6 protein-coding genes and 1 pseudogene are annotated in these 11,850 nt (G+C 59.6%); 1 reads left to right on the top strand and 6 read right to left on the bottom strand.

Features of this window, described 5'->3' with window-relative positions:
• A pseudogene (locus tag A3722_RS23550) lies at nucleotides 1–248 on the top strand (IS110 family transposase); the annotation flags it as partial.
• 433 nt (nucleotides 249–681) lie between these two features.
• Here A3722_RS23550 and A3722_RS25350 read toward each other — a convergent pair.
• From A3722_RS25350 to A3722_RS16760, 6 genes are all read right to left on the bottom strand, one after another.
• The gene (locus tag A3722_RS25350; protein WP_150120202.1) at nucleotides 682–945 is read right to left on the bottom strand and encodes a winged helix-turn-helix transcriptional regulator; all 264 of its coding nucleotides are present in this window, start codon (nucleotides 943–945) and stop codon (nucleotides 682–684) included.
• A complete protein-coding gene (locus A3722_RS16780; protein WP_067628127.1) occupies nucleotides 945–2,666 on the bottom strand; it encodes a SulP family inorganic anion transporter in 1,722 nt (573 codons plus the stop codon). Before A3722_RS16780 ends, A3722_RS25350 begins: the two co-directional genes overlap by 1 nt.
• A gap of 76 nt (nucleotides 2,667–2,742) precedes the next feature.
• Nucleotides 2,743–2,985: a helix-turn-helix domain-containing protein gene (locus A3722_RS16775; RefSeq protein ID WP_236627464.1), complete on the bottom strand. Its 243-nt coding sequence runs from the start codon at nucleotides 2,983–2,985 to the stop codon at nucleotides 2,743–2,745.
• Between the two features lie 247 nt (nucleotides 2,986–3,232).
• Complete coding sequence (locus A3722_RS16770; protein ID WP_150119959.1) at nucleotides 3,233–4,255, bottom strand: sensor histidine kinase; 1,023 nt, start codon at nucleotides 4,253–4,255, stop codon at nucleotides 3,233–3,235.
• 379 nt (nucleotides 4,256–4,634) lie between these two features.
• Complete coding sequence (locus A3722_RS16765) at nucleotides 4,635–9,518, bottom strand: DEAD/DEAH box helicase (RefSeq protein ID WP_067622360.1); 4,884 nt, start codon at nucleotides 9,516–9,518, stop codon at nucleotides 4,635–4,637.
• Between the two features lie 157 nt (nucleotides 9,519–9,675).
• Entirely contained in the window at nucleotides 9,676–11,634 is a 1,959-nt protein-coding gene (locus tag A3722_RS16760) for a GmrSD restriction endonuclease domain-containing protein (RefSeq protein ID WP_067622363.1), read from the bottom strand.
• Nucleotides 11,635–11,850 lie beyond the last annotated feature (216 nt).

The raw sequence follows: 11,850 nt of genomic DNA, 5'->3' as shown, positions 1-11,850 counted from the left end.
ACAATCCTGGCAGGATTTCGAAAGCCGGAGACCGGGATGTAAGAGCGACGCTTTATGCGGCCGCGAATGCACTGCTAATGCGCACGATAGCAGGCTCTCAGATCAAGTCCTGGGGCATGCGACTGGTGCGAACCAAAGGACGCCGCCGCGCCGTTGTCGCGGTGGCCAGAAAGCTCGCCGTCCTGCTGCATAGAATGTGGACAGATGGCACCGAGTTCCGTCCGGCACAGGTGGAGGGCACAGCATGATCTGATCCGCCACCCTCAAAAGCCGAACGGGATCGTCCCTCACCGGACGAGGTCTGTGGAAGAAGCCGAAAATGGCTGCTGCGCAACGAGAAGCGCGTCCCTTAGCAAGGCTCTCCGCTGCCAATCCGACACATGCGTGCAGCGATGCCCGACGGCATCAACCAAACTGCGAAGAGAAGCGTGACCCGGATGAGTGACAATGATCCACAAGAAAGAAGGAAAACGAGCTTGACCCAAACGCCCAATTAGAGAAGCAGTCATTCAAACGAGGCCTCTCGAATGACCGCTCCTCAGCTCGATGCGAGCCATACCCATATCGAAACCCGCGCGGGCCCTGACCTGCGGGATGACCGTATCCCTCGTCCGAGGGCGTAATGACGGATATTGTTGAGCAAACCAATGTTCTCAGCTGGGGAAATCCCAGCTTCTGGCCTCATAGACGTCCATCCGTCGTCGACGTGACCGCGCGCTCCCAGATTCGTGTCCAAGCGACCCGCTCGGCGGGACGAACCAGTCCGTCGCGCTCCATCCGCCGCAGAAGATGGAGGATACCGCTGTTGCTCATCCCGAGCGCATCCCGCAACTCCGCCTGGGTTCGCGGGCGCTCGAGAGCCTTCAGAACATAGCGCAGCCGGGCCTCGGCCGGACCGTTCCGGCACCGTGCCGGGCGACTTGCTACCCTGCTGGTTCCGGGCATCAAGCGGCCTCCCGCTCGGTCGCGGCGGCATCGCGCACCTCCGCAACGGCCTCGTCGACCGTCGTGGCGTAGTGGACCGTTGGGGGCTCCAGGCCGTGGGTGGCGAAGACACGCTGGATCTCTCGACTTGCCCCCGTTAGCCACAGCGCGACACCCCGCTTTTGCGTCTTGTAGGCCAGCCCCTCGATCATGTTGGCCCCGGTCGAATCGAGAAAAGGCACGGACGAGAAATCGACGATCAGCGCCTTGTGGGTATCCTGGATGCGATCGAGCACGGAGCCGATGGAGGCGGTCGCTCCGAAAAACAACGCACCGGTGATCCGGTAGATGACGAGGTCGGGGTTCTGGGCCTGCTCTTCATCGTAGTTTCCGCGCGGGTGAACGGTGTCGGCCTCATCGAGACCGATAAAGGCACCGTCTGCCTCAACATCTGTCGTGCGGCTCATGCGATGAATGAAGAGGACCGACCCGAGTGCGAAGCCGACGACGATGGCCTCGTTGAGATCACGGAAAATAGTCAGGAAAAAGGTGACGCCCAGCACCGTCGCTTCCCCCAACCCCGAGCGGACAAGGATCGCGATGGCCGTTTTCTCGATCATGTTCCAGGCAACGACGGCCAGCACACCAGCCAGCGCGGCCAGCGGGATATATGAGGCGAGTGGCGCGGCAATCAGCATGAAGAGAAGCAGGAATGCGGCGTGCAACATCCCGGCAACCGGACCATGCGCGCCGGCACGGACATTGGTCGCGGTTCGCGCGATCGTGCCGGTCACGCAGAAGCCACCAAAAAGGGACGATCCAATGTTGGCCGCACCCTGCGCCACGAGTTCGCAATTCGACCGGTGGCGGCGGCCGGTCATGCCGTCAGCGACGACGGCAGACAGCAGCGACTCGATGGCACCCAGCAAGGTGAAGGAGATTGCGGCCGGCAGGACCGCGAAGATGGTCTCTATCGAGAGCGAAGGCAGGCTGGGCGCCGGAAGCGTCGACGGGATGCCGCCGAACCTTGTGCCAATGGTCTGCACCGGCAACGAGAGCACAGCGGTCGCTGTGGCGGCAAACCCGACGGCGATCAGCATCCCCGGCCAGTGCGGGCGCCAGCGTCGCACCACGAGGGTCACGGCGACCGTTGCAGCGGAAACGCCGAGCGCGGCTGGCGTCAGGCTCGATCGTGCGGCCCAGAGAGCCGGGACCTTTTCCAAAAGTTCTCCTGGTTCATTCTCCAGAGCCAGGCCGAACAGCTCTCTGGCTTGACTGGCGAAGATGATCACCGCGATACCAGCGGTGAAGCCGACCGTGACCGGATAGGGGATAAACTTGATGAAGCCGCCAAGCCTCAGGAATCCCGCGGCGGTCATCATCAGCCCCGAGAGGAAGGTGGCGAGGATCAGACCCTCCATTCCGTGCTGCGCCACCGTCGCGGCAACCAGCACGATGAAGGCTCCGGCCGGGCCGCCGATCTGGAAGCGCGATCCACCCAGAAGCGAGACCAGGAAGCCGCCGACAATGGCCGTGTAGAGACCCTGTGCCGGCGTTGCGCCGGAGGCTATGGCGATGGCCATCGAGAGCGGCAGCGCAACGATGGCCACGGTCAGTCCGGCAATCGCATCGGCCCGCAACCGCACCGGGCCATAACCTTCGCGCAGGACGGTGACGAGCTTGGGGGTGAACAGTTCGGAGAATCTGGGGACGTCGCTCTGCCCGGTTGTCGTGTTTTTCATGTGTGGCCGCACCTTTGGGAAGGAAGCGGCGGGATCGTCGGCTTGGTGTCGGCGGTCGCCGTCGCGGGTAGAAGAATTAGGGTTCTGGTGGAGGACCTTTCAGACGCACACCGCGCCCGGTTGCCGTGCTGACGGAGCCTTCTCCGATCAATTCGATGCCGGCGTGCTCGAGTGCTGCGACGACCTTGGTCAAGCTGTCCACGACGCCGCGCACATTGCCGCTGCCGGCTTCCATGCGCTGGATCGTCGGGACGGAGAGTCCCGCCAGTTGGGCCAGCGTCTTCTGGTCAATGCCGAGAAGGGCGCGCGCCGCGCGCATCTGTGGGCCTGTGATCATAGTGCCTATCTGAAATGTGATAAGCGATACTTAAAGGATTATCTTTGATGTTTCAAACATCTTTTTTCTGCGGCGACCCGAAGCTTGAAAGGTTCGAAAGTCTCAACAAACCAGTGCAAACCATTGATCTGGCTCCCACTTCATTTCATTAAGCTCGGACGCGCGTCACCAAGCCTGTCCAGCCTCATAATACTTCGGCGCACTTCCCCAGCGAGGCCAGTTGGGACTCCTACGCCTGCAAGCCCGTCACGGCTCTCAGGTCGAGGTCCAGCGTCGCTGTCATGCCGTTCGGGCTGAAGTCCCTGGAGAATTTCCCTGCGAGCGACGAGCCAACCGTGCTTTGGCACATGCGCGTCCCGAAACCCACGTGACCGGGCTCGCCAGACGCGGGCTTGGTGGCGCAGTCTTCCGTCCACCGAACAATCAGCCGATCGCCATGCTGCTCCGCCCGGATCACGACGCCGTCTCCTGCTTCAGAGAGGCCTCCGTATTTGACGGCATTGGTCGCCAGCTCAAAAATGACCAGCGACAGGGGTGTGATGGCGGCCGGGCTGACGTTGAGCTCCGGCACATCCAGTGTCACGGAAGCGCCCCCGCTGAAGGGTTCCAGGATCGAGTTGACGAGTTGGACCAGAGCAGTGCCCTCCGGCCTTGCTCCAGCGGGATCATCAACGGCGCGCGCATGGACCGAGGCCAATGCATGGAGGCGTTGGCGCGTTACTGTGACAAGCTCCTGGACGCTGTCCGCCTGCCGCGCGGCGATGGACAGAAGCCCGCCGGCCACCGCGAAGGAATTTCCGACCCGATGGCGCATCTCGGAAAGAAGGAGCTGCTGCCTTTCTGCGGCCTGGCGTTGCAGGGTAATATCCCTTGCGATCTTCGACGCGCCGATGATGTTGCCGTTGGTATTGCGCACCGGGGAAACGGTGAGCGAGATCGGCACGAGCCTTCCGTCCTTGCGCTTCCGGACCGTCTCCAGGTTCGAGATCCGCTCGCCCCGACGCAGCCGAGCGATGAAACCGGCTTCTTCGTCCATGCGGTCATCAGGGAAGATCAACGTAATCGACCGACCGATAGCCTCCTCGGCGGTGTATCCGAAAAGCCGTTCCGCGCCCGGGTTCCAACTCCGGATGATGCTGTCGAGCCCCTTCGTGATGATCGCATCATCCGACCCCTCGACGATCGCGGCGAGGTGCTGTTGAAGGCTTTCTGGAGCGTCGAGTTCTGAAGATTCACTCTGTGTCATGATCATCACAGCATATCCAATCCGCAATGATTAAGGCAATCCCCTTTGATTGGCGCAAGCCACAAGCGATAACGCCAGAAAGCGTGGAACTGAGCGTGCCGATGAGGTCATGCAAATGTTGACGAAGGTCTGGCGCCCGACGTTGTGGCCTTGGCCGCTACCACTCGCGCACCGGACATCGGCACAAGTTGCAGCGAAGGTCCGCTTCCCGCCCACCCTGCAATGGATATTGGTCGCGTGGCGGGAAGCGATTTTGCCCGAAGGCGTCGGTCGGGGTGGGGAGAGCCAAGACAGGCCTCTTAGCCGCCGTAGGAGCAGATGGCGCCCTGCTGAGTCATGCTGCCGATCGGGACCAGAAGTAACCCCAGCACAAGAGTTGCGAGCCTCATGCCGGCAGGTCCAGCTTAGGCAGCGCGCGCACGATCTCGATCGTCTCTAAGCTAACATTGATCACGCGCCGGAATAGCTCAAGGGGATAGGCAGGGTCGCCCATAGTCTCGTTGGCGTAGTCGTTGGCGTCGTTGACGATGCCGCTGGCCTTGTCGGTCTTGACCACCTGGCGCTCCATCACCCATTCCAGCGCGGGTTTGCCGTTGACGACGTAGTCGTAGGCCTCCAGCGGGATGTCGGTCATGGTGATGTTGGCGTTGTAGATCACGGTGGTCTTGTCCTTGTCGCGGGCCTTGCCGCCGAACTTCATCTTGGTGACGCGGTAAAAGGCCTTGGGGTCATCGATCTTCCACAACGCGGGGGTGCCCTGCTTGTAGGTGACGGGGTATGGTTCCACCGTCTCGTAGTTGACATGCAGGTCACCAAGGCGCCGCCCGGCATCGGAGAAGGCGCGGAAGTCGGCGTAGGTTTTCACCGCCGGGATGCGGGGCAGTTCCTTAGTCAGGTTGTCGGCGTAGCGGTCGCGGTAGCCGGGCGAATGCAGCAGGCCGTAGACGTAGTAGAAGAGGTCTTCCTTGGTGATCTCCTCGCCCGGATAGGCCGCGTGGAAATGCGCCAGCCCGGCATCGGTGATCGCGTCACGGCGCTGGAGGCCTGAGGACTGGCCTTCGAAGAGGCCGCCGGGTTCCTCGTCCTGCTGATCGTAGAGGTAGAGGGGGAAGCATTGCGGCTTATCCGATGTTTGCGCGTCGTTGATAGCGCCGCTCATGAACGCGGAAAAAACAGAAGTCGCACCAGGTGACGTTGCCCAAATTACCCTATTTTCAGATTTTTGGTTGGGGAATAATCTGGGCGTCTGGTAGACGCGCTCATTGAGGCGACGCCCGAAATACAGCCACTGTTTTTCGAATGGTCGGTAAATGCTCTGAAGAAATACCCCCTCATCCAGAGAAAGCGATTTTCTACGAGCAAGGTCGTTGCGGAGCGCCGTGGACCAACTTATTTTCTTGGGATCAGCAGTCACGAACCGATCAACATCCTCCTTGCAACGGAACGCTCGCTCCCTCTCGGAATTGTAAGTTCCAATCAGTCTTCTGATGTTGTTTTCCAACTTGTCTCGGGAGGCGTTGTAACACCAAGCATCACGTTGGGTTTTGACGCCAGTCGAGTAGTTCTCAAAAAGAACCGTGGCTTCCTTTTCTTTCTTGTCTCCAATTTTGATGAAGGCATCGAAGCTCGTATCCCGTTTATTTATCCAATCATGTTGGTCATCAGGAACAATTCGGTCCCAGCCGTCTGCCTTGCTGATACCGCCGACAGCACCGAAGTCACGAATTATGGCCAGCTTCTGCTTCTGATCGAGGTAGTCGCCGATATCGTGGAAGAAGATGTGGCCATGGGCCGCCGTGTCGGGGTTCTTGACAAAGACGCTGATGGCGATCGGCGTCCGTGTGCCCTCGCCAAAAACGTTTCCCTTCTCCTTCCGGCGACGCTCACCACTGGTCCGCGCATTTCCACGAAGGTGAAAAATGTATAGATTAGAGAACTCTTCTGCGAGACACGCTCGCATGCCGTCGGCTGCATTACCTTCCAGCCAACCCGCATTGCTGACGAATGCGACAATACCGGCATCCCCGATTCGGTCGGAGGCCCAACGGATCGCGCGGATGTAGCTGTCGTAGAGAGCGTTCTTGTTTGTTGCCGTGGAGCGCGCTGCATAGGTGTCCCGCAACCGACTATCCAGCCCCGGATAGTTTACGTTGGCGTTGTTGTCGTTGGCGCTGCCTTGACCCGCAGAATACGGCGGATTGCCCACGATCACCCGGATATCCAGCTCTTTCTGCCGGGTCCGGCGTTCGGAGTTGTCGGGCATGTAGAGCGCCAGCTCGTCGTCGCCCTCATACATCTGGAAGGTGTCGGTGAGGCAGATCCCCTCGAAGGGCACATACTCGTTCTTCTGGGCGATGCCCTGATAGACCGCCTCGATGTTGATCGCGGCGATGTAGTAGGCCAGCAGGACGATCTCGTTGGCGTGGATCTCGTGTCGATACTTGTGCTCCAGCTCCTCCGGCGCGATCAGACCGGATTGCAGCAGCCGCGTGATGAAGGTGCCCGTGCCGGTGAAGGGGTCCATGATGTGGACGCCGCGCGAGCCGAGGGTCTGACCGAAGTGCTCCTGCAACATCTCGTTGACCGAGTGCAGGATGAAATCGACGATCTCGACCGGCGTGTAGACGATGCCCAGCTTCTCGGTCGTGCGAGGGAAGGCGTTGCGGAAGAACTTGTCGTAGAGCTCGACGATCAGGCGCTGCTTGGCCTGCGGGTCGGTGATGCCGTGGGCGCGGTTGCGGACGCTGTCGTAGAACTTCTCGAGGTCGCGGGTTTCCTTGCCGATGCGGTTCTCGTCCAGCACGTCGAGCACCTGCTGCATGGCGCGGGAGACGGGGTTCTGGTCGGTGAACTGGTGCCCGGCAAAGAGTGCCTTGAAGACGGGGCGCGTGATGAGGTGCTGGGCCAGCATCTCGATGGCGTCCTGATCCGTGATGCTGTCGTTCAGGTCGTCGCGGAGTTCGGCGAGGAAGTCGTCGAAGGCCTTGCGGGCGTTGGTGCCGGGTTCGTCCAGGATGCCGGTGATGCGCGAGATGTGCCGCTGCGCGATCTCGGCGATGTTGGTGGCCCAGTCTTCCCAGTAGTCGCGGGTGCCGCACTTCTTGACGATCTTGGCCATGATGGCCTTGGAAAACTCGTCGATGAAGAGCTCGTATTGCTCCGCGCTTGGGCCTTCTATGACGATATCCCCGGTGTCGCTCCCTTTGCCCAGCCCGGCCTGCGGTTGCGCCTTGCGGGTCGGAAGCTCGGTCACCTCGTGGGTGATCGACCTGAGTTCCTCGGATTCCTTGGTGACGCCGACGATTTCGATCCGGTCGGAGACATCCTGACCGAGCGAGGCCTGGTTGATGGTTCCGTCGAAGCGTTCGTCATGGGCTCGGAGGGCGTTCAGGATCTGCCAGACGACGCGATACCGCTCGTTGTCCTGAAGCGCGACCTCAGGCTCCACTCCCGCCGGGACGCCGACTGGAAGGATGACATAGCCCATCTTCTTGCCCTCGGCGCGTCGCATGACGCGGCCGACGGACTGCACGACGTCGATCAGGGACTTGCGGGGGTGCAGGAACATGATCGCGTCGAGCGCGGGCACGTCGACGCCCTCAGAGAGACAGCGGGCGTTGGTGAGGATGCGGGCCTTGTTGCCCTCGGCGTCGGCCTTGAGCCAGTCGAGCAATTGGTTGCGGGACTTGGCGTTGAAGGTGCCGTCGACGTGCTCGATCTCGATGTCGAGCCGGTCGGGCGATGAGGGCGCGTCGTCTTCGATCATCGCGTCGTCGCCGGTGTATTCGGCCACGACATTGGCGAACTCGTCCCGGATCAGCTTGGAGGCGGCGATGCTCTTGCAGAATGCCAGGCCGCGTTTCATGGGCTGCGGATCGAAGGAAATGTCCTGTTTCAGATCCTGCTTGGTCAGCGCCTTGTAGCAACCGATGATCTTTGTGGCGTCGTCGAGGTCGAGTTCCGAATTCTGGTCCGCCAGACGCTTCTGGACACTGGCGCTGACGAGGCCCTCGTCCATGGCCAGCACGATGACCTTGTAGTCGGTCAGCAGGCCCTTCTGGACGGCCCAGCCGAAACCTTTGTGGAGCAATGTCTTGCCGTAGAGGGTCTCGTCATCCATCGAGGCCAGGATGGCGGCTTCTTCATCGGCCCGCGTCTTCACGGCGTCGCCGAAGATCCTCGGCGTCGCGGTCATATAGAGGCGCTTGCGCCCCTCGACGCAGGCATCGTCGTGGATGCGGACGAAGTTCGACTCTTCCTCGCCTGCCAGCGTCGCGCCGGTCGTGCGGTGCGCCTCGTCGCACACGATCAGGTCGAAGGCGGGGAGGCCAGTCTTCTGCGCGGCATCCAGCACACCGATGGATTGGTAGGTCGAGAAAACGACCGTCATCCGTTCCGGATCATCCTGACCGGCCTTCTCGACGAGGCGCTCGGGGTTCGTTGTAGCGGGGAAGGCGAGATCGTGCGCCTCGATCTCGGCCGCGTCGTCGTTAGAGACACGGCGCTTGCCGACCTGCGCATCGGAACACACGGCAAAGGACCGGAGAGGGGTCTCCGTGTCGTTCGTCCATTCCCGAACCGTCTGGGACATCAAGGCCAGGGAGGGAACCATGAACAGCACGCGACCGCCCTTGCCGACGAGATCCTCCGCGATCTTGAGAGAAGTGAACGTCTTGCCAGTGCCGCAGGCCATGATGAGCTTGCCGCGATCAGCTTCGGTCAATCCTGTGCGCACGGCCTCCAGCGCTTCGATCTGATGAGGCCTGAGGGATTTCTTCTCCGAAAGCACCGCTTCGCCCCGTATGCCGAAAATCGTCCAGTCGATCGGACTTTCGCGGAGATGCGTGAGGGACAAACGAACAACCGGAATGCTCTGACCCGCAATCATCTCCTCGGCGTTGACACCCCAGGGGACCTCTGTGGTGTCAATGACGACGCGTCGAACAAAAGGAGCCTTGCCGGACGCCGAGATGAAGCTGTCGATGTCCGCTTTCTGGATACGGTATTCTGCCCCGTAGAATTTGCACTGGACAGCAGCGTAGCCTTCTTCATTCCGGAGTTTCGCGACAAGGTCGATCCCAACGTCCTTGCCGTTCCAGCCATGCTGAGCGGCCCAATCCGACCATGACCAGACTTCCGCGTATTCCTCTGCCTGAACCGGGTCAGCGGTCAGGTAGACGCATGCCAGACGCTCGAGGTAGGTGCCTTTTTCCCGTTCTGTGACCGCAGCGTCGCGGTAGGACTTCAAGAGATCATCAAGTGCCGACATATCTGAACTGCTCTTCTACTCGTTGTTATTGCCCGCTGGGTGCGGGGCGCGGTGGCGAAGCCGCCCCCTGCAGGCGAGACTTTTTGAAAACGAAACGTTGCACATGGCTACTATCATCCAGGCTGAGGGGTAACGCTCGATCAGATAGGCAGCCAGATTATTCAGCCGCTGTCGCGTGGGGCGCACTCTCGAGCTTCGTCACATACGCCTTGGCAGCCTTCATAGATGTGAAACATCGGAAGCCCGCTTCATTTGCTATGGCTAAAAGCTCGGGCCCTTCACCAAGGAGCACCGCGACCGGTTCGGAGAGCTCTGTTTGTATGCCGTCCGGCCAGACCAGATCGAGAACGGCCTTCTGCTCTCCAGTTCTGTCGTCCACCAAGTCCCAGGCGATCTCACCTTTCGGATACCCCTGGCTTTCCACCCACGCGTTCAGCTCTTCCAGCTCTCGTGCCTCATCCTCGTTGGCGATACCGCCGAGAAGAACGCTGTCACTCACCCTTGCCGAGGCAGATGCTTCCAGCACGTCGGCATCGTCATGAAGCAACGATCTGAGGCAGGTGTTCGCACCCTCTGCGAGCAGCTCTTTCCTGGCTTCGAGGAAATCCCTGAAATTCTCCAATCGCCAGAGCTGGCGATCTTCTGGCACCCACTGAGAGCGCAAAGCTCCGGGATGGGCCGCCTCGACCTCCTCAAAATATTCCTCCGGGCGTCTGTCGCTGATAACAAGGTTCGTATCCTTAGTCAGAAAGCAAAAGTTCCCCAAAGCGTTGACCTCGGATCGGCTGTAGCCCGCCTTATATAGCTGAGCTCTCGGAAAGATATGATGAACTTCCAAAGAGCTCATCTTGCCAAGTAGTTCTCTTTTGAGCGGGAGGCCCGTTCCCCAATCGCGTGCCTCAGTCATCCTGGTCAGCATGTAGAGAATAGGATAGAACCGGGACCCCACACTCCAGCTGTGGAAGTGACCTGGTTCAACGCGAAGTCCACCTTGCGTCAAGCGCAGCTCATCGAGCAATTTGTCGAGATTGCCGCCGCTTTGTTCAAGAATTCCAAGATCTTTATCAATCACGCTTTCGGTAGATGCCGAGAACCGCCCCCACATACCGCTTTGCACATACCAGAACAGCAATTTGTCTCGAGTGCGTTCATCAAGACGCCCCCCCCGCATTTCGAGAAATCGAACCATGACGGGGACGGCAAACCGGGCAAAAAGCACCCGGTTGTGATCGAGGCCAAGTCTGCCTGCCATCATGTTCAGAGCAGTATCAGTATGCCGAACAGCGCGCGCCAAAGCATCGGCAATTTCTTCGGCGGAACGATCATGAAGATAGAGGAATTTGGCCTCCCCGGTCAGCACTGTATTTACGGACCGGAGCAACCAATCGAGGGTAAAGTCGTAACCCGCGTCTTTCCAGCGAGCGAGGCTCGACTTCATGGTGTCGCGAGCCTCCGGCCAGTCGGCACAGATTTTTGCAAGCGCCAGATCACCCTTGGAAAGCTTGGTGCCGCCGCTGTTCACGCGGTTAAATATGTCGACGACTACATCAAGAGTTTTGTCCGATCCCGTCACCTCCTCAATGTGGAAGTTCTTGTCGCGGATGCTGAGCAACTGATTCAGGCGGCCAACATACTCGCCCAACCGAACCGTATGCCCTGGATTGCTGTTAAGTTCGTTAATGAAGTTCCCGACGCCTGCGTTGCCACTTTTCATGAGCTCGGTGACATCGATCCAAAGAGGATCGTCGCGCATTTTGATGGGTTGGTAAAACTCGAATTCTTCTGTCGCGAGATTGAACCTAAGCTCGGTAAAGGACTTCGCATTCCCATCGAAGAACTTCGGCGGCTCGCCCCGTATCACGCCATAAAGGGAGGTAATCCGTTGCTGGCCATCAAGCAGTAACTTGACCACGCCTGGCGCAAGCTCCCCGTCGCCTCTGTGGGCCGCAGTCGAAGCACTTGTCGCCCAGACCAGAAGGCTGCCGACTGGATGACCGCGATAGAGGGAGTGGAATAAACCTCGAACCTGCTCTCGTCCCCAGACATATCCGCGCTGGAATTCGGGAAGAGCCATATGCCCATTGTCGATGTAATCGAGGATCGAAGTAATATTCATTGTAAAATACCGTAGAAAAATTCGGTTTGAACTACTCTGCCGTATGAGGCCCGTTGCATGCAACCTCTGATAGTCTCCGAGGCGAAGCGGGCAAGCCTTGACTCGGGGCATTTGCTCGCGATGAAAGGTCACGACAAGATATACATTTTAATCAGTTAGTTAGAAATTTTTTCGATTTCGCCCTTCGGATTCAGCAGAATTGGCCAATGTCTATTT

It is taken from the genome of Sulfitobacter sp. HI0027 (assembly GCF_001634775.1).
Classification (GTDB): domain Bacteria; phylum Pseudomonadota; class Alphaproteobacteria; order Rhodobacterales; family Rhodobacteraceae; genus Sulfitobacter.
Note: the sequence above shows the minus strand (reverse complement) of the source record. Positions and strands in the feature narration are given on the sequence as shown.

Excerpts from the sequence above, each read along its gene's own strand:
- A3722_RS16775 (WP_236627464.1), bottom strand. The coding sequence starts at position 2,985 with ATGCGCGCGGCGCGCGCCCTTCTCGGCATTGACCAGAAGACGCTGGCC.
- A3722_RS25350 (WP_150120202.1), bottom strand. The coding sequence starts at position 945 with ATGCCCGGAACCAGCAGGGTAGCAAGTCGCCCGGCACGGTGCCGGAAC.
- A3722_RS16780 (WP_067628127.1), bottom strand. The coding sequence starts at position 2,666 with ATGAAAAACACGACAACCGGGCAGAGCGACGTCCCCAGATTCTCCGAA.
- A3722_RS16770 (WP_150119959.1), bottom strand. The coding sequence starts at position 4,255 with ATGATCATGACACAGAGTGAATCTTCAGAACTCGACGCTCCAGAAAGC.
- A3722_RS16765 (WP_067622360.1), bottom strand. The coding sequence starts at position 9,518 with ATGTCGGCACTTGATGATCTCTTGAAGTCCTACCGCGACGCTGCGGTC.
- A3722_RS16760 (WP_067622363.1), bottom strand. The coding sequence starts at position 11,634 with ATGAATATTACTTCGATCCTCGATTACATCGACAATGGGCATATGGCT.